The sequence below is a fragment of the Pseudomonas massiliensis genome, from assembly GCF_000826105.1.
In the GTDB taxonomy this organism is placed as follows: domain Bacteria; phylum Pseudomonadota; class Gammaproteobacteria; order Pseudomonadales; family Pseudomonadaceae; genus Aquipseudomonas; species Aquipseudomonas massiliensis.
Window position 1 is genome coordinate 950,878 of record NZ_CCYK01000006.1, and the last position, 22,058, is coordinate 972,935.

Consider the following 22,058-nt stretch of genomic DNA (forward strand, 5'->3'; position numbering starts at 1 on the left):
AAGTTATGCGTATAATGGTGAGCTTGTTTATAACCCTAGCCGTTTCCTACAAGAGAACATATGGGCGAATTCGATGCCATCCGGCCCTACGATGATTCCGAGGTCAAAGCTGTCCTGAGCCGCCTGCTGGGCGATCCGGCCTTTCTGGACATCCTCACCCGCTTTCGCTTTCCCCGCTTCGCCAATACCCTGGGCTGGGCGCTGCGGCCGATGATCGCGCGCAAGCTGCGCCGTGAGTTCGCCGGCATCGAAAGCGTGGCAGCCTTGCAGGACAAGGTCGAACTCTATGTGGACCATACCATCGAGCGCGCCACCGATGGGGTGACCTATACCGGCGTGGAGCAGTTGCAGCGCGGCAGTGCCTACCTGTTGTTGGCCAACCACCGCGATATCGTGATGGACCCGGCGTTCGTCAACTATGCCGTGTACCACGCCGGCCTGCCGACCCCGCGCATCGCCATCGGCGACAACTTGCTGCAAAAGCCCTTCGTCAGCGACCTCATGCGTCTGAACAAGAGTTTCATCGTGCACCGCTCGCTCACGGGACGGCGGGAGAAACTGGCGTCCTATCAATTGCTGTCGGCCTACATCAACCATTCCCTGCGCACCGACTGCCAGTCGGTATGGATCGCCCAGGCCGAGGGGCGTGCGAAGGACGGCGACGACCGTACCGATTCGGCGATCCTCAAGATGTTCCACATGAGCCGCAAGGACGAACCCTTCGCCGAGGTGATTCGCTCCCTGAACCTGACACCGGTGTCCATCAGCTACGAATACGACCCCTGCGACCTGGCCAAGGCTCGGGAGCTGTACATTCGCTCGACTACCGGCGGCTACGTGAAAGCGCCCGGGGAAGACGACATCAGCATCGCCCAGGGCATCACCGGCTACAAGGGGCGGGTGCATATCAATTTCTCCGCTCCCATTACCACCGCATTCGAGGATGCGCGGTTGCTGGCAGCGGAAATCGACCGCTGCGTGCTGGGCGGCTACCGCCTGTTCCCGGTTCATTACCTGGCCTATGCCCAGTGGGAGGGCGCGGATCCGACGCTGGCAGTGCCGACCGCGGACCGTCTGTTCGGGCGGGATGAGCTGGAAAAGGCCCAGGCGGAGTGGGAACGTCGGCTGCAAGCCTGCCCCGAGGAACATCGCCCCTGGCTGGTCGCCCAGTATGCCTGCCCTGTGCGCAACCAGTACCGGGTCAAGGCCGACCTACCGTTGGACAGCTGACAGCCCGCCGTCATACAACGGTCATCGAAGCCCGTCAGGCTGTGCGACCACATTGGAACCACAGTTCGACGGAGCCCCGGCATGCTGCACGCCCACAACCAGGATCGCCTCTACCTCATTACCCCCAGCGAGGAGCAGGAAGCGCTGATCGATGGCCTGGCGGTCAATGTGCAGGATTCCGGCTGGCTGGTCTATTGCGCCCTGGGGGGCCGGGCGCATCGGCACTGGCCTGAGGTGGATGCCGAGACCGGAATCAGTTTGCTGGACTGGCGCATCGAGGCGGCATGACCAGGAGCGCCAGCGGAGCCGGCGAATGTTCAGCTCACTGCCAGTCGCCAGCTGCCGCTAGCTGCCACAAGGAACAGGCATTGAAGATCGAGAAGGCCGCCGCCTCTGCTGCTTGAGCTGCCCGTTCCCCCTCCCGCTTACTGCGACAGTTTCTGGCCGATGGTCGGATCCTTGAACAGGCGAGTCAGTGCGTCGCTCAGAACATCACCTACCAGCTTGTTGTTGGTTTCCTGGTTCGGGGCCATGCCGAAGCGTTGATCCAGCGACGCCGAATAGCGCCCGGTGTAACGACCACTGGCGTTCTGCACGTCAGCGCGGAAGGTGGCGCCAATGGTGGCTTCGGTCACGTACATCTTGTCCTTGGGCGATTGGTACTTCAGGTCGGCCAGGGTGATGGTCAGCTGCGGTGCGTTATAGGCGCTGGCATTGGGCGTGAAGCCCAGCAGGCGCACTGCGGCTTCGGCCTGCGCCTGCAACTTGGGCAGCAGATCGGCGCCATTGACCGAGACCGCGCTGGTATCCGGATACAGCCCGCCACGAGTGCCCAGAGTCGGCGAAGGTCGGCCATCGACCACCCGAACCACTACCGGTTGGCCGTGACCCACGGGCGCGAGCTGCTCGCTGATTCGCGGCTGCGGGTTGAGTTGCTGAGGGCTATTGGCGCAGCCCGCCAGGGCCAGGGCGGAGGCAGCGATCAAACCGAACAACAGACGTGGCAACATGCGCAGGATCTCCAGAAATAGGCACGAGGCGCCAGTATAACGAAACGCCAGTCACTGCTCATCAAAAGGCCGGCGCGCCAGATAAAACCAGGGCACCGACCGATGCTCGATGATTGTTGTTCAGACAGTGGTGAACTTTTACCGGTTCCAGCAGCTATTTTCCCCCGTAGATCGCTATAATCTGGCCCCGATTATAAGGATGTCTCCTGATCGGGCCCCGCTGCCTTGCCGACACTCATCGTCGCTTTCCAGCGCCATCGACAGAGAGGCCTCCACGGGTCGGTGGCGCGGTGTGCCTGCATCCGCCACACGACCTCGGAGCCTGGCCCTCGCGGCCGTGCTCCCTTTGAGGTTCAAGACTCCAAAAGAGCGTGGAAAACACACGGTTTTCACAACTTCACGAGAGTGTGGCGAGCAAAAAATGAACAACATTGCGTCAGCAAGCAAAGCCTTAACGTTCCCGTTTCAGTCATCACGCCGGGGTATGCCTTCCCGGTGATCCACTCCCGCCGCCCTCGCCTTGGACCATTGGTCTATTGCCCCCGGCCTTCGCCCATGCGTACATGGGCGCATTGCCGGGGTCTGAGGCGCAGGGCAGCGTGAGCGCAGAAGAATCGGCCATGGCCGCCGGAGCCTCCCTGCCTCCCCGCCTCGATGCGGGCCTGCGGAGCAACCGTGATCCTTGGCTGTCTATTTGATGCAGAAGATTTTGGAGATGCGTTAATGGCGCAGAACGAAGCAGTCGACGTGGTCCTGGTCGGGGCCGGTATCATGAGCGCCACCCTCGCGGTGCTGCTCAAGGAGCTCGACCCCACGCTGCGGCTGGAAGTGGTCGAAGCAATGGATTCCGGCGCGGCGGAAAGTTCCAACCCCTGGAACAACGCCGGTACCGGGCATGCAGGCCTCTGCGAACTGAACTACACGCCGCAGGCCGCGGACGGCTCCATCGATATCAAGAAAGCGGTGCAGATCAATACCCAGTTCGAAGTCTCCAAGCAGTTCTGGGCCTACCTCACCGGCAAGGGTGCCATCCCTTCGCCCAAGGCGTTCATCAACCCGGTTCCGCACCTGAGCTACGTGGCCGAAAGCGGTATTGCCTACCTCAAGAAGCGCTACGAGAGCCTCAAGCCTCACCACGCGTTCGCCGAGATGGAGTACACCGAGGACCACGCCAGGTTGGTGGAATGGATGCCGCTGATGATGGACGGCCGCCCCACGACCGAGCGACTGGCGGCGACCCGTGTGGCCAAGGGTACTGACGTCAACTTCGGTGCCTTGACCAACCTGCTGCTGGCCCATCTGGCAAGCACCAGCGACGCTCAGGTCAAGTATTCCAAGAAGGTCGTCGGCCTGCACCGCCGCAACGGTGGCTGGACCCTGGACGTCAAGGACGTGCACAGCGGCAACACCCGCCAGCTCGATGCCCGCTTCGTTTTCCTTGGCGCCGGTGGCGCCGCGCTGCCGTTGCTGCAGATGTCGGGCATCGAGGAAAGCAAAGGCTTCGGTGGCTTCCCCGTCAGCGGCCAGTGGCTTCGCTGCGATAACCCGGAAATCGTCAACCGGCACCAGGCCAAGGTCTACAGCCAGGCGGCGGTAGGCTCGCCTCCCATGTCGGTACCGCACCTGGATACCCGAGTCGTGGATGGCAAGAAGTCGCTGTTGTTCGGGCCCTATGCCGGTTTCACTACCAAGTTCCTCAAGCACGGCTCGCTGATGGACCTGCCATTGTCGGTACGCATGGGCAATATCGGCCCCATGCTGGCCGTGGCGCGGGACAACATGGACCTGACCAAGTACCTGGTGAGCGAAGTGATGCAGTCCATGGAACAGCGCCTGGAGTCCCTGCGGCGCTTCTATCCAGAAGCCAGGGCCGAGGACTGGCGCCTGGAAGTGGCCGGGCAGCGGGTGCAGATCATCAAGAAGGATCCGAAGAAAGGCGGTGTGCTGCAGTTCGGCACCGAGCTGGTCTCGGCCAGGGATGGCTCGCTGGCCGCCTTGCTCGGCGCCTCTCCTGGCGCCTCCGTGACGGTGTCGATCATGCTGGAGCTGATCGAGCGCTGCTTCCCCGAGCAGTACCGCTCCCAGGCCTGGACCGACAAGCTCAAGGAAATCTTCCCTGCGCGGGAGAAGGCGCTGGCGACCGATGCCGCCCTATACCGGGAGGTGTTCGACCGCAACAACGCCAAGCTGGACCTGGCCTCCGCCGGCCAGGCGGACGGCGAGCGCTACGCCTGACCCCAGGCGCGCCGCTTCGGTCCAGGCTGAAGCGGCGCCAGGCGGGTTTATGCCGAAGTCGCCGCCTTGCGAACGATCTCGATGTATTCCTCGGCATTGCGCTGGTCCTGGATCTGCGCGATGAAGTCCTGCCCCCGCGCATCCTTGGCGTTGAGGTCATAGCCGGCCTCAACGAAAAAGCCCACGAAGCGCTCGAAGTCGTCCACCCGCAGCCCACGATAAGCTTTCACCAGCTTGTGCAGCGAAGGCGGCGTATCGTCGGCGGGTTCCACGCCCAGGAACAGCTTGATCTGCTCATCGCCGATCTCGTCTCCGATGAGTTGCTTCTTGTCTTTACGCATTGCCTGTTCACCTTGTGGATAACCCGAGGGGCGGCAGTGTACCGCCGGCCCTCCCCAGGCTCAACGGACCTTGACGGCCCCTGTATGCAGGTCGGCCCAGACATGGCCGTTGGGGTAAGTGAGAAACTGCACATACACCTGGTCGTTGCGTAGCATGTCCATGAGCACGCGGTACTGGTTCAGTGGATAGCTCAGGCTCAGTACACGGGTTTGTTCGTCGAACGTCGGCCGCTTCAGGCTTTTGCTCTCGGCGTCGAAGGTGACAATCACCAGGTTGAGGGTAGTGCCCTTGCTCAGCGGCTTGCCTTTGAGTCGCAAGGCCACGGGGGCAGTGACCGGTATCGGCTGCTGGTTGGAAAGGCGCTGGTTGCCGGCCACCAGGCTGAACTCTGTGACCTGAAGCAACTGTTGCTGCTCCGGCTCGCCTTGGCGAAGCCCCTGGTCGTCCGGCGGCAGGTACTGTTCATGCAGCGGCGCGGCCGCCAGGGGCATCGAACAGGCAAGCATCAGCAAGGCGGGAAGAACGAGGCGCATGGCAGGCTCCGAAGCGAGGCCTGCCACTGTAACACCATCACCGCTGCCGAAGGATAGGCTGCGCCGGCCCTACAGGCCCTGGACCGCGTAGATCCCGGCGGCGTTGCGCCAGTAGCCTTTGTAGTCCATGCCATAGCCGAAGACGAAGCGGTCTACGCACGGCAGGCCAACGAAGTCCGCCTTCAGGTCCGGGCTGGCCTTGCGGTCATGCGCCTTGTCGATCAGCACTGCTGTATGCACGGCGCTGGCCCCGGCGTGACGGCAGAAATCGATGATGGCGCTGAGGGTATGCCCCTCATCCAGAATGTCATCGATGATCAGCACATCACGATCGATGAAGGAGATTTCCGGCTTGGCTTTCCAGAACAGGTCGCCGCCACGGGTTTCGTTGCGGTAGCGAGTGGCGTGCAGGTAGCTGGCCTCGAGAGGGAAGTCCAGGTGGGTCAGCAGTTTGCCGGCGAAGATCAGCCCGCCATTCATCACGCAGAACACCACCGGGTTACGGTCAGCCAGGCGCGCGCAGATTTCCTGGCCCACGCGGGAAATGGCCGCTTCCACCTCGGCTTCGGTGTACAGGCAGTCAGCCTCGCGCATGACTTGACGAATGTGCTCGAGATCTGCGGGCATGGCGCTCTCCAGGGGGGTCCGGGTAAAAGGCGGCAAAGGTACGCATCCGGGCCGAACGAATCAAGGGTTTCTGGACTAACGTCCAGACATTGGACTGTGGATAGATTAATCTACCGCGCATTTTTCAGCCCCCCCTCGGAGATGTTTTCCCATGCCCATTCGCGAAATCCGCCACCCGCTGATCCGTCATAAACTGGGATTGATGCGCCGTGCCGATATCAGCACCAAGAATTTTCGCGAGCTTGCACAGGAAGTGGGTGCTCTGTTGACGTACGAGGCCACCAAGGACCTGCCTCTGGAAACCTATGAGATCGACGGCTGGTGTGGCCCGGTCCAGGCGGAGAAGATCGCCGGCAAGAAAATCACCGTGGTGCCGATCCTGCGCGCCGGCATCGGTATGCTCGACGGTGTGCTCAGCCTGATCCCGGGCGCGCGGGTAAGCGCCGTCGGCGTGGCCCGCAATGAAGAAACCCTGCAGGCTCACACCTACCTGGAAAAACTGGCCACCGGCATCGAGGCCCGCCTGGCGATGATCATCGATCCCATGCTGGCCACCGGCGGCTCCATGGTCGCCACCATCGACCTGCTCAAGAAAGCCGGCTGCAAGGACATTCGCGCCATGGTGCTGGTGGCCGCGCCCGAAGGCATCGAGGCCGTGGAAAAAGCTCACCCGGACGTGCAGATCTACACGGCATCCATCGATCAGAAGCTCAACGAACACGGCTATATCATCCCCGGCCTGGGTGATGCGGGCGACAAGATCTTCGGCACCAAGCAGAAGGACGCCTGAGCATGTCGGACGAGTATAAAGATCCGCTCTGGCGACAGGTGATCTCCGGCGCCCAGATGCTTTTCGTGGCCTTCGGCGCTCTGGTGCTGATGCCGCTGATCACCGGCCTGGACCCGAACGTCGCGCTCTTCACGGCCGGGCTCGGCACCTTGCTGTTCCAGCTGGTCACCGGCCGCCAGGTGCCAGTGTTCCTGGCCTCCAGCTTTGCCTTCATCACCCCTATCATCCTCGCCAAGGGGCAGTTCGGCCTGGCCGCGACCATGGGCGGCGTAATGGCGGCCGGCTTTGTGTACACCTTCCTCGGCCTGGCCGTGAAGATCAAGGGCACAGGCTTCATCGATCGCCTATTGCCGCCGGTGGTAATCGGCCCGGTGATCATCGCCATCGGCCTGGCCATGGCGCCGATCGCCGCCAACATGGCCATGGGCAAGGCAGGCGACGGCAGCGAGCTGATCCCCTACCGAACCGCCATGCTCATCTCGATGCCCGCCCTGCTGACCACCTTGATCGTGGCCGTGTTCGGCCGTGGCCTGTTCCGCCTGGTGCCCATTCTCGCCGGAGTGATCGTCGGCTTTGCCCTGGCGTTCTGGTTCGGCGTGGTCGATACCGCGCGCATCGCCGCCGCGCCCTGGTTCGGCCTGCCCCATTTCACCGCCCCGGAGTTCAATCTCCAGGCGATCCTGTTCATTGTCCCGGTGGCCTTGGCGCCGGCCATCGAGCACATCGGGGGCGTGATCGCGGTAGGTAGCGTGACGGGCAAGGATTACCTGCGCACCCCAGGCCTGCACCGCACGCTTCTGGGAGACGGACTGGCCACCACCGCCGCCGGCCTGTTCGGCGGCCCGCCCAACACCACCTACGCCGAGGTCACGGGCGCGGTGATGCTGACCAAGAACTACAACCCGAAGATCATGACCTGGGCGGCCATCTTCGCCATCAGCCTGGCGTTCATCGGCAAATTCGGGGCCTTGCTCGAAAGCATCCCGGTACCGGTAATGGGCGGGATTCTCTGCCTGCTGTTCGGCTCCATTGCCGCGGTAGGCATGAACACACTGATTCGCCATCAGGTTGACCTGAGCGAAGCGCGCAACCTGGTGATCGTTTCCGTAACCCTGGTCTTTGGAATCGGCGGCGTCCTGATCGGCACCGGTCCGGGCCCAAGCGACTTTGGCCTCAAGGGCATCGCCCTGTGCGCCCTGGTGGCCATTGCCCTCAACCTGCTGCTGCCGAACCGCCGCCCCGCGGCCTGACAGAAATGGGAGCTGGCGAATTCGTGCATAGCCCATGCACGTTCGCCAGCTTTCATAGCGCCCGGGACCTCACCAGCCTAACGAGGCAAGGTCTCGCATAGGGACGCCAGCGCATCGGCCCATTGGCTGTTGTCGTTCAGGCAGGGCACCAGTACCAGTTCCTCGCCACCGGCCTCCTTGAATTGCTCCGCGCCACGGATGCCGATTTCCTCCAGGGTTTCGATGCAGTCGGCAACGAACGCTGGGCACATCACCAACAGACGCTTCACACCCTTGGCTGCCAGCGCATCCAGCCTGGCCTCGGTATAAGGCTCGATCCACTTGTTCTTGCCCAGCCGCGACTGGAACGATACGGACCATTTGCCTTCCGGCAGGCCGACGCGTTCGGCGAATGCCCGGGCGGTCTGGATACACTGGCCGCGATAGCACACGGCCCGTTCTGCGGCGTTCGCGTCACGGCAACAGTCCGCATCGGTCAGACAGTGACGGCTGCCCTTGGGAAGCAGCTTCTTGATATGGCTTTCCGGCAAGCCATGGAAACTGAGCAGCAAATGGTCGAAGTCGTGCTCCAGCCAGGGCTGCGCGCTGGCGGCAAGAGCGTCGAGATACGCTGGCTGATCATGGAACGGCGGCAATATTTTCAGGACGAGCGGCAAACCCTGCTCCCGAATGACCTGGCGTGCAAGCTCCACGGCGGTGGTCACGGTGCTGTCAGCGAACTGAGGATAAAGGGGCGCGAAGGTCACCGTCTGGATGCCGCGGCTGGCCAGCTCGCCCAGCACCCGCTCGATGGAGGGTTCACCGTAGCGCATGGCGATCTCCACCGGCCCATGGGCCCAGCGGGACTGCATCTGGACCTGCAACCGACGGGTCAACTCGACCAGGGGCGAGCCCTGGTCCCACCAGATGGAGTGGTAGGCGTGGGCCGATTGCTCCGGCCGCCGTATGAGGATCAGGGACACCAGCAGGCGCCGCAGGGGCCAGGGCAGGTCGATGACGTAAGGGTCCATCAGGAACTGATTGAGGTAACGCCGTACGGCCTCCACCTCGGGGGCGTCGGGTGAGCCCAGGTTGACGAGCAACAGAGCGTGAGTGGTCATGCGGGGTCCTAATTCATGAGCGGTGCAAAAGGTCTTCCAATGCTGGCTGCAGGTCGGGAAATCCAAATTCGAAACCGGCTTCTTCCAGACGCCGGGGCCGTACCCGCTGCCCACCGAGCAGCAAGCCGGACAGCTCGCCCAAGCCCGTCTTGAGCACCAGGCCGGGTATCGGTATCACCGCTGGCCGATGCAGCGCCTTGCCCAGGCGGCGGGCGAACTCCCGGTTACGAACCGGTCGCGGCGCGCAGGCATTATAAGGACCGCTGGCATCAGGGGCGTTCAACAAAAAATCAATCAACGCGATTTGATCGGCGATGTGCACCCAGGGCATCCACTGGCGACCATTGCCCAAAGGCCCGCCGAGCCCGAGCCGGAAGGGGGGCAACAGCTGGCGCAGCATTCCACCTTCAGCGCTGAGCACCAGCCCGGTGCGCAGCAGCACGACCCGGATGCCGAGGGCTTGGGCACGCTGGGCGGTTTCTTCCCATGCGATGCACAGCTGGCTGGCGAAGTCTTCGCTGACCGGCGGCGAGTCCTCGTCGAGTTGCCGCTCACCACCATCCCCATACCAGCCGACGGCGGAGCCGGAAATCAGTAGTCGTGGCCGCTGCGGCTGAACATCGAGCCACGCCAGCAATTGCTCGGTAAGGGCCACCCGGCTCGCCCATAGCAGATTGCGCCGGTGCCGTGTCCACGGGCGCTGGGCAATGGGCGCGCCGGCAAGGTTGATCACCGCATCCACCGGTTCGCTGTGGAGTTCTTCGAGCCCTCCTACCGCGCGTACCTGGTGGCCACAGCGCTGGGCCACTCGCTCCGGGTGGCGGCTCCACAGGGTCAGGCGATGGCCCAAGCCTGCCCAGTACCGACATAGCTGCGTGCCGATCAAGCCGGTGCCACCGGTCAGCAGGATGTGCATAGCAGTCTTTCTCCTTGCGCCTGAAACCAATGGGTGCTGGTCTATTTTTGCTTGAGCGAGGCACTAATTACCAAGGTCGATCTCAGATTAACCATAGGCCGACAGACAGAAGACAATGAAACCAGGCTTATACTAGTTTTTCCGATTGTACAGGTTTTATTGCAAAAGCCTGGCATTCGAGAACTCGTAAAGAGGGCACTATGACCGTACCAATCGCAATCATCGGCGCCGGCATCGCTGGGTTGTCCGCTGCCGGCGCACTGGTGAAGGCAGGCCAACGCGTACACATCTTTGATAAAAGCAGAGGCCCTGGCGGCCGCATGTCAAGCAAGCGCAGCGAGGCCGGCTCGCTTGACCTGGGCGCCCAATACTTCACCGCGCGTGACCGCCGCTTCGTGAGCCAGCTGCAAAGCTGGCAAGCCGAAGGGCACGTCGCTGAATGGGCACCGATGCTGTTCAACGCCAAGGCTGGACAGCTCAGTCCCTCGCCGGACGAACAGACGCGCTGGGTGGGCACCCCGCGCATGGGCGCATTGACTCGCGCCATGATCAGTGACTTTCCGGCCGTCTACGGCTGTCGCGTGACGGAAGTGTTTCGAGGCAAGGACTACTGGCACCTGCTCGATGGCGAGGGGGCCAGCCATGGGCCTTTCAGCCAGGTCGTATGCGCGGTGCCCGCCCCGCAGGCTACGCCTTTGCTGGCCGCCGCGCCCAAGCTGGCCGCAGTGGTGGCGGGCGTGAAAATGGACCCAACCTGGGCGGTGGCGCTGGGATTCGACACCCCGCTGGACACCCGCATGCAGGGCTGCTTCGTGCAGGACAGTCCGTTGGACTGGCTGGCCCGCGATCGCAGCAAGCCGGGCCGCGTCAGTGCCGGCGATACCTGGGTACTGCATGCCACCAGCGAGTGGAGCCGCGAACACATCGACCTGAGCCGAGAAGCGGTCATCGAGCACCTGCATGGGGCTTTTGCCGAGCTGGTCGGCTGCGCCGTGCCGATGCCCTCCTTCGCCCTCGCTCATCGCTGGCTGTACGCGCGGCCTGCGGGCAATCATGAATGGGGTGCGCTGGGGGATGCGGACCTAGGCATCTATGCCTGTGGCGACTGGTGTTTGTCCGGCCGGGTGGAGGGCGCCTGGCTCAGTGGCCAGGAGGCCGCCCGGCGCCTGCTCGAGCATCTGCAGTAGCGAGCCGGCAGGATCGCCCGAGGCTTGCCAACGGAGCCTTGACAAGGATTGCATGGAACCTATGATCGCGCTGCTGTACAAATAGATTAGTTTGTATAACTTGTCACGAGGTTGCCATGCGTGATTGTCCCAGTGCGGACCTGCCGTCCTTGCCCGAGGGTTTTCGCCCCAAGTTGGCCATCAGCGCTTGCCTGGTCGGCGAAGAAGTGCGCTACAACGGTGGTCACAAGGTGTCCAGGTTTTGCACGGGCGTGCTGGGCGAACACATGGATTTCGTGCCGGTCTGTCCCGAAGTGGCAGTGGGACTGGGGGTGCCACGCGAGCCGATTCGCCTGGTAGGCGACCCTGAACGTCCCCAGGCCCGCGGCAGCGTGCATGCGAGCCTGGATGTCACCGCGCCGCTGATCCGTTATGGCGAGAAAATGGCCAGCTCGCTCGAAGATATCTGCGGCTACATCTTCATGCACAAATCACCCTCCTGTGGCCTTGAGCGGGTGAAAGTCTACCGGGAAGACGGCGTCACCCTGCCAGGTACCGGGCGCGGCCTGTACGCCCAGGCGTTCTGCGCAGCGCGGCCTGACCTGCCGGTGGAAGAAGACGGTCGCCTGTGTGACCCCGTACTGCGCGAGAATTTCCTGGTACGGGTGTATGCCTACGCCCAATGGCAGCTACTGTTGGCTACCGGTTTGACCAAGGGGCGTCTGCTGGCTTTCCATGCTCGCTATAAATACCAGCTCATGGCCAATCATCCTCAGCAGTACAAGGCGCTCGGCCGCCTGCTAGGTTCGATGGGCCGGGCCGAGGTCGACGAGATCGCCCCCAGGTACTTCAGCCAGCTGATGGCTGCCTTGCGTCGCTGTGCCACTCGGGGAACACACGCCAACGTCCTTCAACATATTGCAGGTTACCTGCGAAGCTCACTGGACAGCCCAGGCCGCCAGGAAGTCGCGCAGCTGATCAGTCAATACCGGCAAGGCATGGTACCCCTGGTAGTGCCCCTGACCTTGCTCAAGCACCTGTTCCGCTTGCATCCGCATCCCTACATCCGCGACCAGGTGTACTTGCAACCCCACCCTGAGGCCTTGAGCCTGCGCAATGCGATCTGACCTATGACTGCACTACCGGAACCCGACTTCGATACGCTTGGCGCTGACACTGCGCTGCCTGACAACGCCGTGGCCCTGGGCTGGCTACCGATACGCGAAGTAGCCAGGCGCACCGGCGTAAACCCTGTGACGCTACGCGCCTGGGAGCGTCGCTACGGGCTGGTGGTGCCGCATCGTACCCCCAAAGGGCACCGGCTGTATTCACCAGGGCATCTTGAACGCATTCACAGGGTGCTTACGTGGTTGAACCGAGGGGTGTCAGTAAGCCAGATCAAGGCCTTGCTCGATACCCCGGAACAACGCCTGGCGGCTCCCACGCCCAGCGATTGGGTGCCACTGCGCGAAAACCTCGTACGTGCCATCGGCGAGCTCGCCGAACGCCGGCTGGACGAGCTGTTCAACCAGGCCATGGCCCTTTATCCACCTGCTACTTTGTGCGAGCGCCTGATGCTGCCGCTGCTCAGCGACTTGCACCTGCGCTGGCAGCACCAGTACGGCGCCCAGCTCGAGCAGGCGTTTTTCCACGGCTGGCTGCGCAGTAAGCTAGGTACGCGGCTTTATCACAACAACCGTCAACTGAGCGGGCCACCACTGCTGCTGATCAGGCACAGTGAGGTCCCGTTCGACCCTGAGCTGTGGCTGACCGCCTGGTTGGCCAGTAGCGCCGATTGCCCGGTCGAAGTGCTCGACTGGCCCTTGCCGGCAAGCGAAGTAGCCCTGGCCATCGACCGCCTGGCTGCCCGCGCCTTGGTGCTTCACTCAGCACGCCCGCTGCAGTTGGATAACCTGGCTCGCGTCTTGGCCGGTTGCCCCTGCCCGGTCATGCTGGCGGGGCCGGCCGTGATCATTCATGGCCAGGCGCTCAAGGAACGCGCTGACCTGCGCGGGCTACTCCAGGCCAGCGACCCCTTGGCCGCGCATCTGACGCTACGGCAACATAGTCTGTTCTAGGAATTTCATGAGCCATCCCTCCCCGCGCCAGCTGGTTTGGCTGCGTACCGACCTGCGACTGGAAGATAACCCCGCCTTGCTTGCCGCCTGCCAGACGGGCCCCACCGTGGCCCTGTTCGTGATAAGCCCGGGCCAGTGGCGGGCCCACGACGACGCCGACTGCAAGGTCGACTTCTGGCTGCGCAACCTGCGCGCATTGCAGCCCCAGTTGGCGAAGCTGAACATTCCCTTGCTGGTACGGACCCTTGACTACTGGAAAGAGGCCCCTGCCCTGCTCTCGACCCTCTGCCAGAAAATCGGGGCAGTTGCCGTGCATTGCAACGAAGAATACGGGATCAACGAGCGCGCCCGCGATCAGGCTGTACAAACCGCGCTCACAGCCCAGGGTATCGGTTTTTCCAGCCACCTGGACCAGAGTCTGTTTCGGCCCGGTACAGTGCTCACCCGCACAGGCGGCTATTACCAAGTGTTCGGACAGTTCCGCCGTGCCTGCATGGAGCAGCTCTACCACGGGCTGCCCAGCATAGGTGGCAAGCCCCGGGCACAGGCGCCCCTCGATCTGCCCAGCGATCCGTTACCCGAGTGGATCGAAGGCTTCGCTCCAGCATCGAAGGTCATCCGCGAACATTGGCCCGCGGGCGCCAAGGAAGCTTCGCGCCGCCTGGATGCCTTCGTCGACGGCATCATCGACGACTACCAGGTTGCTCGGGACCTGCCCGCGCGCCCCGGCACCAGCGAATTGTCCGCCTACCTGAACGCGGGCGTACTCTCGGTACGTCAATGCCTGCATGCGGCCCTGAGGGCCAATCAGGGAGAACTGGATAGCGGCAGCGTCGGGGTGACCACCTGGGTAGGCGAGTTGATCTGGCGAGAATTTTACAAACATATCCTGGTGGGATACCCACGGGTCTCGCGTCATCGAGCCTTCAAGCCCCATACCGAAGCCCTGCCATGGCGAGACGCACCCGAGGACTTCGCCGCCTGGGCCGAAGGCCGGACCGGCATTCCCATCATCGACGCCGCCATGCGGCAAATGGCGACCATTGGCTGGATGCACAACCGATTGCGCATGCTTGCGGCAATGTTTCTCAGCAAGAACCTGTTGATCGACTGGCGCTTGGGGGAACGCCACTTCATGCGGCATCTGATCGATGGGGAACTGGCAGCCAATAACGGTGGTTGGCAGTGGAGCGCTTCGACTGGAACCGATTCGGTGCCCTATTTCCGCGTGTTCAACCCCGTCAGCCAGTCGGCACGCTTCGACCCGCAGGGCGTGTTCATCAAGCACTGGGTGCCCGAATTGCAGTCGCTGGCACCGAAGGAGGTTCATCTCCCTCCGCGCGGGCAAAGCCTTGCATCGGGCTGGGATTATCCGTTGCCACGGGTAGACCTGGGCGAGAGCCGGGCGCGCGCGCTGACAGCTTTCAAGAACCTGCCTCGCGTTCGATAGCTGACCTGAAAACGAAAAAGCGGCCTCTTCTGGCCGCTTTTTCATTCATGCCTCAGATGGGCATGCGGTAGTTGAGCGAATAAGCTTCGATACCGTCGTTAGGCTCTTTGATACCGGCGTTGGAATAGTGGATCGCGCGAACGCTCACCTCATGTCCGCCACCAAAGCGCACCCCCAGGCCAAGGCGATCTTCGAAGTTGAAGGCCGAGCCCAGCTTGTTGCCTTCGATCTGGGTCTGGGAGAACACCGAGACGCCAATGCCGGCCTCAATGAATGGCTTCACCGAGCCATTGCCGAATTCATACACGAACACCGGCGCGAAGGAGAGGCTGTTGTTGCCGGAGTGCTCATCGCCTTCCCAGTAGGTGTAGGCGCCGTCCCAATAGCCGGTCAAATGGCCGAGGTTGCTCTGCCACCAGGTCTTGTCCCAATCCGATTGCACGCCCAGGCGATACACCATGGTGGACTCGCCGGTCTGCCCTACCGAAAACGATACGCCCTGGCCTGCCTGAGCGGACAGGCTATGCCCCAGAACCATGGCTGCAATGGCGGCCAGACCCAACATTCTCTTCATGAGGTCATCCTTTTTGATGTTTTTCTCGAACGGTTGCACGGTCAGCCAAACGTTGCGTCTTAGAAAACATGGCCGCTTTGTAAGTTCAAGCTTACAGACCAAATTTTCACAACTTTTTCACGTTTCAAGTAGTTCGACAAGGCCTGGAGGCAAACCGAAGGCGCGCACTACGGTACTCAATTGCTCGCAAGGCCCGCTGGTCCAGTAGCGCACAGCCCCCGCCGCGCCAGGGTTGAGCACTCCGGCCTGAGCGAGCAGCCGCTGTAGTTGACGGGCAACCGCCGCGCCTGTGTCCACGATCGCGATATCCGCGGGCAGGAGCTCCGCCAGCAATGGCTTGAGGAAAGGATAGTGGGTACAGCCAAGTATGATCGTATCGCAGCCTGCCTTCAGCAGCGGCGTCAGGTAGCCAGCGAGCATCGCCCTCAGCGCTGGTGAGGCCAGCTTGCCTTTTTCGATCAGTTCCACCAACCCTGGGCATGGCTGGGTGACTACCGTTACACCCGCGGCGAAACGGTCGAGCAAGGCGGCGAAGCGGGCGCTCTGCAAGGTGCCAGTAGTCGCCAGCACGCCAACGATACCGTTGCGAGTGGCCGCGGCGGCCGGTTTTACCGCCGGCTCCATGCCGATGATCGGCCAACCGGGGTAACGCTCACGCAGGTCCGTCGCGGCAGCGGCGGTGGCGGTATTGCAAGCTATCACCAAGGCCTTGGCGCCTCGCCTGCGAAAGACGTCGGCAATGGCCACGCAGCGGGCGCGAATGAATTCCGGGGTTTTCTCGCCATAGGGGATATGGCCACAGTCCCCGACGTAGAAAAGCGTCTCGCCGGGCAACAGCTGGCGTATCTCGGCCAGCACGGAAAGCCCACCGACGCCGGAGTCGAAGACGCCGACCGGCGCCTGGGCCTGTTCAGCCAAGCCGCACCTGGCAGACCGGGCAATGAGGGTCTCGCTTGAGGCGCAGCTCGCGAAAGCGCGCGCTGGCGGCATCGATCAGCAGCAAGCGACCTACCAGGGGCTCGCCGAACCCCGCCAGTATCTTCAGCGTTTCCAGGGCCTGGAGGCTGCCGACCAGCCCCACGACCGGCCCTAGCACCCCCGCTTCGCTGCAACTGAGTTCGGCCTCGCTACCCTGGCCATAGAGGCAGTGGTAGCACGGGCTATGGGCCTGGCGCGGATCAAAAACGCTCAGTTGCCCTTCCAGGCGAATGGCCGCGCCGCTGACCAGAGGTTTGCCGGCGGCGAAGCAGGCCGCATTGACCGCTTCGCGGGTGGTGAAGTTGTCCGAACAATCGAGCACCAGGTCCACGGCTGCCACGACATTGCCAAGGCTGTCGGCATCCAGCGCTTGGCTATGACGCACCAGGGCGATGTCGGGATTGATGGCCTGCAAACGTGCGACGGCTGAATCTACCTTGAGCAGGCCGACGGTGGTGGTGTCGTGCAGCACCTGGCGTTGCAGGTTGGTGAGGTCTACCCGGTCGAAGTCCGCCAGGTGCAGTTCGCCCACCCCGGCGGCGGCCAGGTAAAGCGCCACTGGCGAACCGAGCCCGCCCAGGCCCACCACCAGCACACGGCTTGCCTTGAGCTTGAGCTGCCCGGCCACGTCGACCTGGGCCAGCAGGACCTGCCGGCTGTAGCGCAGCAGTTCCTCATCGGTCAGCACGGCAGTCGCCCCAGCGTCACGCGCTCATGGCCGCTGAGGTCCTCTCGGCTTTCGATCTGCTCGAACCCGTGGCGGGCAAGCAACTCGCGGACCTGAGCGGCCTGATCGTAACCGTGTTCCAGCAGCAGCCAGCCTCCGGCCAGCAGGTGTTCGGGCGCGGCGGCGATGATCTGGCGGATGTCATCCAGGCCATCGCTGCCCGACACCAGCGCGCTGGCCGGCTCGAAACGCACATCGCCAGCGCTCAGGTGTGGGTCCTGTTGGCGAATGTAGGGAGGATTGCTGACGATCAGGTCGAACCGCTCGCCCTGCAGGGCACTGAACCAATGGCTGGCGCGGATGCTGACATTGGTCAGCCCCAGCCGCTCGCGGTTACGCTCGGCGAGGGCCACGGCGTCTTCGACGCGGTCGACGCCCACCACTTCCCAGCCGGCGCGCTCGCGGCCCAGGGCCAGGGCAATGGCCCCGGTACCGGTGCCCAGGTCTAGCGTGCGGGCCTCGGGTTGCGGTACGCAGGCCAGGGCCAGCTCCACCAGCAATTCTGTCTCAGGGCGCGGAATCAGCGTATGCGGGGCGACTTCCAGGTCCAGCGACCAGAACCCTTGCTGGCCGAGGATATAGGCCACCGGCTCGCCGAGGCGGCGCCGTTGCAGGTAGGAGGCGAACAACTGCGCGGCCTCGCTGTTGACGATCCGCTCCGGCCAGGTACGCAGGTAGCTGCGATTCTTGCCCAGGGCAGCGGCCAACAGCAGCTCGGCATCCAGGCGGGCCGTGGGAGATTCGGGGAGCTGCGCGTCACGCAACAGGCTGGCGATGATGGTCATTCAGTCCCCCAGAGCGGCCAGTTGATCGGCCTGGTACTCGGCCAGCAGCGGCTCGATGACCGCGTCCACACCCCCGGCAAGGATTTCGTCCAGGGAATACAGCGTCAGGTTGACCCGATGATCGGTCACCCGCCCCTGGGGAAAATTGTAGGTTCGGATGCGCTCGGAACGGTCGCCCGATCCCACCAGCAGCTTGCGCTCGCTGGCGATGGCGTTCTGCGCCGCGCTGGTCTGCATGTCGTTGAGCTTGGCCGACAGCCATGCCATGGCGCGGGCGCGGTTCTTGTGCTGGGAGCGCTCTTCCTGACATTCGACCACGATACCGGTTGGCAGGTGGGTGATGCGGATGGCCGAGTCGGTCTTGTTCACGTGCTGGCCGCCGGCGCCGGAGCTGCGATAGGTGTCCACGCGCAGGTCCGCCGGGTTGATTTCCACCGCTACCTGCTCGTCGGGTTCTGGCAACACCGCCACGGTGCAGGCCGAGGTGTGGATGCGCCCTTGGGATTCGGTTTCCGGCACGCGCTGCACACGATGGGCACCGGACTCGAACTTGAGCTTGGCGTAGACGTTGTCGCCCTCCACGCGGGCGATCACTTCCTTGAAACCGCCGTGCTCGCCCTCGCTTTCGGAAAGCACCTCTACGCGCCAGCCGCGCTTCTCGGCATAGCGCGAATACATGCGGAACAGGTCGCCGGAGAAGATCGCCGCCTCGTCGCCACCGGTACCGGCGCGGATCTCCAGGAAGACGTTACGGCCGTCGTTGGGGTCCTTCGGCAACAGCATGCGCTGCAGGCTGACTTCCAGCTCGGCCAGGCGCTGCCTGCCATCACGCACCTCTTCCTGGGCCATTTCGCGCAGGTCGGGGTCACTGTCCTTGAGCAGCGCCTGGGCGCCCTCCAGGTCGACCTGGACCTTGCGCCACTGGGCAAAGGCTTCGACTACCGGACTCAGTTCGGCATATTCCCGGGAAAAGGCGCGGAAGCGATTCTGGTCGGCAATGACTTCCGCATCGCCAAGCAGCGCGGTCACCTCTTCGTAGCGCTCCTGAAGGGTATCGAGTTTGTTCAGCAGTGACGCTTTCATTGCAAGGGTCTGTCCGTGGCGCCCTCATCGAGGGCAAACAATTCTTGGGCCATGGCCAGCGCATCGAGGCGGCCTTCGGCGGAGAGTTTCTTGAGCTGCACGCTGGGGGCGTGCAGCAGCTTGTTGGTCAAGCCCCGCGCCAGCTGGGCCAGTACATCTTCGGCGTTGGCGCCATTGGCCAGCAGCCGCTGGGCCTTTTGCAATTCCTCGTCGCGCAGCCGCTCCCCCTGCTGGCGATAGGCACGCAGCACATCCACGGCCGCCAGTTCCCGCAGCCGGGCCATGAAGTCGTTGACGCCCTCGGCGACCATTTCCTCCGCGGCCTGGGCCGCACCCTGACGGCTCTTGAGATTCTCGGCCACCACATCATGAAGGTCGTCCACGGTATAGAGGTAGACGTCATCCAATTCGCCTACCTCCGGCTCGATATCCCGGGGCACGGCGATGTCCACCATGAAGATGGGCTTGTGGCGCCGCTGTTTCAAGGCGCTTTCCACCGCGCCCTTACCCAGGATCGGCAACTGGCTGGCGGTGGAACTGATCACGATATCGCTGTTGACCAGCTCCTGGGGGATGTCGGCGAGCAGCACTGCATGGGCACCGAACTCTTCGGCCAGCAGCTTGGCCCGCTCGAGGGTCCGGTTGGCGACCACGATCCGCTTCACACCTTGCTCATGCAAGTGGCGGGCGACCAGGGTGATGGTTTCCCCGGCACCGATCAGCAGGGCCTGGCTGCGCTGCAGGTCGGTGAAGATCTGGCGTGCCAGGCTGACCGCCGCGAACGCCACCGACACCGGATTCTCGCCGATGGCCGTGTCGGTGCGCACCTGCTTGGCGGCGTTGAACGTAGCCTGGAACAGCCGCCCGAGCAACGGCCCCACGGTGCCCGCTTCGCGCGCCACCGCATAGGCCGATTTCATCTGGCCGAGGATCTGCGGCTCGCCCAGCACCAGTGAGTCCAGGCCCGCGGCCACGCGCATCATGTGGCGCACCGCGTCCGCATCTTCATGTACATAGGCGCAGGCGCGAAGGTCTTCGGCGCTCAACTGGTGATACTCGGCCAACCAGGCCAGCACCGCCTGGGCCTCGGCGGTGGACTGTTCGATGTACAGCTCGCTGCGATTGCAGGTGGACAGGATGGCCGCTTCCCGCGTACCGGTGCGCTCGCACAATTGCTGCAAGGCCTCCACCAATTGCTCGGGCGTGAACGCCACGCGCTCGCGTACGTCTACCGAAGCGGTCTTGTGGTTGATACCGAGGGCGAGGAAGGCCATGCACTGTCGCTGAAGAAATTCTGAGCCGGCAATTGTCCTACTTCGCCCGGCTCAGAACAACCACCGGACTCTATTGTCCCAATAGACGGACGAGATAAAGCCGCTCATGTGGGTTTGCCCCACGGCTTATGTCATCATGCCTCCCACCGCAGGTCAGCCGCTCGATTTCTCCTTATATGAAAACATCCCCCGCGTTGCTCCTCGCCTTCGCCATGCTGGGAGGCTGCCAGAACTGGGCGGCTACCCGCGAAGCCGCGGCCCCCGCCGCCGCCGAGGCTCCTACGCCCACGCCGGCCCCAGCGCCGCCGGTGGTCTACGGCTCGTTCAGTGAAGACACCCTCTATAGCCTGCTCGCCGCTGAACTGGCCGGGCAGCGCAACCGCTTCGACATTGCCCTGGACAACTACGTGGCCCAGGCCAGCAAGACCCAGGACCCGGGAGTCGCCGAGCGCGCCTTCCGCATTGCCGAGTACATGGGCGCTGACCAGGCCGCGCTGCAAACCTCCCTGATCTGGGCGCGCAACGCACCCGCCGACCTGGAAGCCCAGCGCGCCGCCGCTATCCAGCTGGCCCGCGGCGGACGCTACGACGAATCCATGGCCTATATGGAGAAAGTACTCCAGGGCAAGGGCGACACTCATTTCGACTTCCTGGCGCTTTCCGCGGCGGAAACCGACCAGGCGACCCGGAACGGCTTGCTGCAAGGGTTCGAGCGCCTGCTAGGCAAATACCCGGGAAATAGCCAGCTGGTCTTTGGCAAAGCGTTGCTGCTGCAACAGGACGGCAAGGCCGAACAGGCGCTGGAACTGCTGGAAACGACCCCGCCTCAGGAAGGTGAAATCGCCCCGTTGCTACTGCGGGCGCGCCTGTTGCAGAACCTGGACCGCGGCGACGAAGCCGTGCCGCTGCTGGACGAGGCCGTGCGCAAGGCTCCGGATGACAAGCGCCTGCGCCTGGCGTACGCCCGCACCCTGGTAGAGCAGAATCGCATCGACGACGCCCGGGTACAGTTCCAGGTGCTCCTGCAGCAGAACCCTGACGATGATGAGCTGCGCTACTCGCTGGCGCTGGTATGCCTTGAAGCCAAGGCGTGGGACGAAGCCGAAGGCCATCTGAACGACCTTGTCGAGCGCGGCGCCCATGTGGATTCGGCGCACCTTAACCTGGGCCGCCTGGCAGAGGAACGAGGCCAGCCACAACGGGCGCTGGAACAGTACGGCCTGGTCACTCCCGGCACCGATTACCTGCCCGCCCAACTGCGCCTTGCCGATATCCTGGTGGCCAATGGGCAGGCGGATGAAGCTGCCCGTCGCCTGGCCGAAAGCCGGTCCGCCAACCCTGACTACGCCGCCCAGCTGTACCTGGTCGAGGCTGAAACACTGGCCGAAAATGACAAGGTCGAGCGAGCCTGGGCAGCGCTGGAGCAAGGGCTGAGGCAGTTCCCAACCGATTCAAGCCTGCTCTACACCCGGGCCATGCTGGCTGAAAAGCGCGGCGACCTGGGACAGCTGGAGCACGACCTGCGCAGCATCATCGCCCGCGAGCCGGACAACGCCATGGCCCTCAACGCCCTGGGCTATACCCTGTCGGATCGCACTACCCGCTATGCCGAGGCCAAGGAACTGATCGAGAAGGCTCACCGGCTGAACCCGGAAGACCCGGCCGTACTGGACAGCCTGGGCTGGGTCAACTATCGCCTGGGCAACCTCGATGAGGCCGAGCGCTACCTGCGCCAGGCCCTGGAACGCTACCCGGACCACGAAGTGGCTGCCCACCTGGGAGAAGTACTCTGGGCCCAGGGCAAACAACGGGAAGCCCGCCGGGTTTGGGGCACTGCCCTCAAAGACCAGCCTGACAGCCCTGCCTTGCGCAGCACCCTGCTGCGCCTTACCGGATCCGAGAAGCTCTGA

At 63.5% G+C, this 22,058-nt stretch carries 22 protein-coding genes; 10 read left to right on the plus strand and 12 right to left on the minus strand.

Annotation, left to right across the window (positions count from 1 at the left end):
- Positions 1-60: 60 nt before the first annotated feature.
- Both BN1188_RS10420 and BN1188_RS10425 read left to right on the plus strand, forming a co-directional pair.
- Positions 61-1,230 carry a 1-acyl-sn-glycerol-3-phosphate acyltransferase gene (locus BN1188_RS10420; protein ID WP_040261320.1) on the plus strand — a complete coding sequence of 390 codons (1,170 nt, stop codon included), beginning with the start codon at positions 61-63 and terminating at the stop codon, positions 1,228-1,230.
- Positions 1,231-1,311: 81 nt separating this feature from the next.
- Positions 1,312-1,518, plus strand: a complete 207-nt coding sequence (locus BN1188_RS10425; RefSeq protein ID WP_040261321.1) for a hypothetical protein — start codon at positions 1,312-1,314, stop codon at positions 1,516-1,518.
- 137 nt (positions 1,519-1,655) lie between these two features.
- On the opposite strand, the gene BN1188_RS10430 is transcribed toward BN1188_RS10425, so the two are convergent.
- A complete protein-coding gene (locus tag BN1188_RS10430; protein WP_040261322.1) occupies positions 1,656-2,240 on the minus strand; it encodes a YajG family lipoprotein in 585 nt (194 codons plus the stop codon).
- A 723-nt stretch (positions 2,241-2,963) separates the two neighbouring features.
- Between BN1188_RS10430 and mqo the strand changes: the two genes are divergently transcribed.
- Positions 2,964-4,475: a malate dehydrogenase (quinone) gene (mqo, locus tag BN1188_RS10435; RefSeq protein WP_040261323.1), complete on the plus strand. Its 1,512-nt coding sequence runs from the start codon at positions 2,964-2,966 to the stop codon at positions 4,473-4,475.
- A 47-nt stretch (positions 4,476-4,522) separates the two neighbouring features.
- Here mqo and BN1188_RS10440 read toward each other — a convergent pair whose 3' ends face one another.
- The 3 genes from BN1188_RS10440 to BN1188_RS10450 form a co-directional block, all read right to left on the minus strand.
- A complete protein-coding gene (locus BN1188_RS10440; RefSeq protein ID WP_040261324.1) occupies positions 4,523-4,816 on the minus strand; it encodes a PA4642 family protein in 294 nt (97 codons plus the stop codon).
- A 60-nt stretch (positions 4,817-4,876) separates the two neighbouring features.
- Positions 4,877-5,350: a hypothetical protein gene (locus BN1188_RS10445; RefSeq protein WP_040261325.1), complete on the minus strand. Its 474-nt coding sequence runs from the start codon at positions 5,348-5,350 to the stop codon at positions 4,877-4,879.
- 69 nt (positions 5,351-5,419) lie between these two features.
- Positions 5,420-5,977 carry a hypoxanthine-guanine phosphoribosyltransferase gene (locus BN1188_RS10450; RefSeq protein WP_040261326.1) on the minus strand — a complete coding sequence of 186 codons (558 nt, stop codon included), beginning with the start codon at positions 5,975-5,977 and terminating at the stop codon, positions 5,420-5,422.
- A 151-nt stretch (positions 5,978-6,128) separates the two neighbouring features.
- On the opposite strand from BN1188_RS10450, the gene upp reads away from it, so the two are divergent.
- Both upp and BN1188_RS10460 read left to right on the plus strand, forming a co-directional pair.
- Complete coding sequence (upp, locus tag BN1188_RS10455; RefSeq protein ID WP_040261327.1) at positions 6,129-6,767, plus strand: uracil phosphoribosyltransferase; 639 nt, start codon at positions 6,129-6,131, stop codon at positions 6,765-6,767.
- 2 nt (positions 6,768-6,769) lie between these two features.
- Entirely contained in the window at positions 6,770-8,017 is a 1,248-nt protein-coding gene (locus BN1188_RS10460) for a uracil-xanthine permease family protein (protein WP_040261328.1), read from the plus strand.
- Positions 8,018-8,094: 77 nt separating this feature from the next.
- Here BN1188_RS10460 and hemH read toward each other — a convergent pair whose 3' ends face one another.
- Complete coding sequence (gene hemH / locus BN1188_RS10465; RefSeq protein ID WP_040261329.1) at positions 8,095-9,117, minus strand: ferrochelatase; 1,023 nt, start codon at positions 9,115-9,117, stop codon at positions 8,095-8,097.
- A gap of 13 nt (positions 9,118-9,130) precedes the next feature.
- The gene (locus BN1188_RS10470) at positions 9,131-10,033 is read right to left on the minus strand and encodes a TIGR01777 family oxidoreductase (protein WP_040261330.1); all 903 of its coding nucleotides are present in this window, start codon (positions 10,031-10,033) and stop codon (positions 9,131-9,133) included.
- A gap of 200 nt (positions 10,034-10,233) precedes the next feature.
- On the opposite strand from BN1188_RS10470, the gene BN1188_RS10475 reads away from it, so the two are divergent.
- The 4 genes from BN1188_RS10475 to BN1188_RS10490 all read left to right on the plus strand — a co-directional run bounded on the left by BN1188_RS10475 (position 10,234) and on the right by BN1188_RS10490 (position 14,727).
- Positions 10,234-11,220: an NAD(P)/FAD-dependent oxidoreductase gene (locus BN1188_RS10475; protein ID WP_040261331.1), complete on the plus strand. Its 987-nt coding sequence runs from the start codon at positions 10,234-10,236 to the stop codon at positions 11,218-11,220.
- Positions 11,221-11,336: 116 nt separating this feature from the next.
- Entirely contained in the window at positions 11,337-12,326 is a 990-nt protein-coding gene (locus BN1188_RS10480) for a YbgA family protein (protein WP_052469231.1), read from the plus strand.
- 3 nt (positions 12,327-12,329) lie between these two features.
- Positions 12,330-13,277: a MerR family transcriptional regulator gene (locus tag BN1188_RS10485; RefSeq protein WP_040261332.1), complete on the plus strand. Its 948-nt coding sequence runs from the start codon at positions 12,330-12,332 to the stop codon at positions 13,275-13,277.
- A gap of 7 nt (positions 13,278-13,284) precedes the next feature.
- Entirely contained in the window at positions 13,285-14,727 is a 1,443-nt protein-coding gene (locus BN1188_RS10490) for a cryptochrome/photolyase family protein (RefSeq protein WP_040261333.1), read from the plus strand.
- Positions 14,728-14,779: 52 nt separating this feature from the next.
- Here the strand turns inward: BN1188_RS10490 and BN1188_RS10495 are convergent, their stop codons facing one another.
- The 6 genes from BN1188_RS10495 to hemA form a co-directional block, all read right to left on the minus strand.
- Positions 14,780-15,301, minus strand: a complete 522-nt coding sequence (locus BN1188_RS10495) for an acyloxyacyl hydrolase (RefSeq protein WP_040261334.1) — start codon at positions 15,299-15,301, stop codon at positions 14,780-14,782.
- 117 nt (positions 15,302-15,418) lie between these two features.
- Positions 15,419-16,219, minus strand: a complete 801-nt coding sequence (murI, locus tag BN1188_RS10500) for a glutamate racemase (protein WP_040261335.1) — start codon at positions 16,217-16,219, stop codon at positions 15,419-15,421.
- A complete protein-coding gene (locus BN1188_RS10505) occupies positions 16,212-16,967 on the minus strand; it encodes a molybdopterin-synthase adenylyltransferase MoeB (RefSeq protein WP_040261336.1) in 756 nt (251 codons plus the stop codon). The genes murI and BN1188_RS10505 overlap by 8 nt, the downstream gene beginning before the upstream one ends.
- Complete coding sequence (prmC, locus tag BN1188_RS10510) at positions 16,961-17,791, minus strand: peptide chain release factor N(5)-glutamine methyltransferase (protein ID WP_040261337.1); 831 nt, start codon at positions 17,789-17,791, stop codon at positions 16,961-16,963. The genes BN1188_RS10505 and prmC overlap by 7 nt, the downstream gene beginning before the upstream one ends.
- Positions 17,792-18,874: a peptide chain release factor 1 gene (prfA, locus tag BN1188_RS10515; RefSeq protein ID WP_040261338.1), complete on the minus strand. Its 1,083-nt coding sequence runs from the start codon at positions 18,872-18,874 to the stop codon at positions 17,792-17,794.
- A complete protein-coding gene (gene hemA, locus BN1188_RS10520) occupies positions 18,871-20,148 on the minus strand; it encodes a glutamyl-tRNA reductase (protein ID WP_040261339.1) in 1,278 nt (425 codons plus the stop codon). Before hemA ends, prfA begins: the two co-directional genes overlap by 4 nt.
- A 176-nt stretch (positions 20,149-20,324) precedes the next feature.
- Here hemA and BN1188_RS10525 point away from each other — a divergent pair, with 176 nt between their 5' ends.
- Positions 20,325-22,058, plus strand: coding sequence for a tetratricopeptide repeat protein (locus BN1188_RS10525; RefSeq protein ID WP_040261340.1), 1,734 nt, complete (start codon positions 20,325-20,327; stop codon positions 22,056-22,058).

Bases quoted from the DNA above. Each gene is read 5' to 3' on its own strand.
- BN1188_RS10425 (WP_040261321.1), top strand. From the start codon at position 1,312: ATGCTGCACGCCCACAACCAGGATCGCCTCTACCTCATTACCCCCAGC.
- BN1188_RS10445 (WP_040261325.1), bottom strand. From the start codon at position 5,350: ATGCGCCTCGTTCTTCCCGCCTTGCTGATGCTTGCCTGTTCGATGCCC.
- mqo (WP_040261323.1), top strand. From the start codon at position 2,964: ATGGCGCAGAACGAAGCAGTCGACGTGGTCCTGGTCGGGGCCGGTATC.
- BN1188_RS10475 (WP_040261331.1), top strand. From the start codon at position 10,234: ATGACCGTACCAATCGCAATCATCGGCGCCGGCATCGCTGGGTTGTCC.
- BN1188_RS10460 (WP_040261328.1), top strand. From the start codon at position 6,770: ATGTCGGACGAGTATAAAGATCCGCTCTGGCGACAGGTGATCTCCGGC.
- hemH (WP_040261329.1), bottom strand. From the start codon at position 9,117: ATGACCACTCACGCTCTGTTGCTCGTCAACCTGGGCTCACCCGACGCC.
- prfA (WP_040261338.1), bottom strand. From the start codon at position 18,874: ATGAAAGCGTCACTGCTGAACAAACTCGATACCCTTCAGGAGCGCTAC.
- hemA (WP_040261339.1), bottom strand. From the start codon at position 20,148: ATGGCCTTCCTCGCCCTCGGTATCAACCACAAGACCGCTTCGGTAGAC.
- prmC (WP_040261337.1), bottom strand. From the start codon at position 17,791: ATGACCATCATCGCCAGCCTGTTGCGTGACGCGCAGCTCCCCGAATCT.
- BN1188_RS10470 (WP_040261330.1), bottom strand. From the start codon at position 10,033: ATGCACATCCTGCTGACCGGTGGCACCGGCTTGATCGGCACGCAGCTA.
- BN1188_RS10480 (WP_052469231.1), top strand. From the start codon at position 11,337: ATGCGTGATTGTCCCAGTGCGGACCTGCCGTCCTTGCCCGAGGGTTTT.
- BN1188_RS10430 (WP_040261322.1), bottom strand. From the start codon at position 2,240: ATGTTGCCACGTCTGTTGTTCGGTTTGATCGCTGCCTCCGCCCTGGCC.
- BN1188_RS10525 (WP_040261340.1), top strand. From the start codon at position 20,325: ATGAAAACATCCCCCGCGTTGCTCCTCGCCTTCGCCATGCTGGGAGGC.
- BN1188_RS10450 (WP_040261326.1), bottom strand. From the start codon at position 5,977: ATGCCCGCAGATCTCGAGCACATTCGTCAAGTCATGCGCGAGGCTGAC.
- BN1188_RS10485 (WP_040261332.1), top strand. From the start codon at position 12,330: ATGACTGCACTACCGGAACCCGACTTCGATACGCTTGGCGCTGACACT.
- BN1188_RS10490 (WP_040261333.1), top strand. From the start codon at position 13,285: ATGAGCCATCCCTCCCCGCGCCAGCTGGTTTGGCTGCGTACCGACCTG.
- upp (WP_040261327.1), top strand. From the start codon at position 6,129: ATGCCCATTCGCGAAATCCGCCACCCGCTGATCCGTCATAAACTGGGA.
- BN1188_RS10495 (WP_040261334.1), bottom strand. From the start codon at position 15,301: ATGAAGAGAATGTTGGGTCTGGCCGCCATTGCAGCCATGGTTCTGGGG.
- BN1188_RS10440 (WP_040261324.1), bottom strand. From the start codon at position 4,816: ATGCGTAAAGACAAGAAGCAACTCATCGGAGACGAGATCGGCGATGAG.
- BN1188_RS10420 (WP_040261320.1), top strand. From the start codon at position 61: ATGGGCGAATTCGATGCCATCCGGCCCTACGATGATTCCGAGGTCAAA.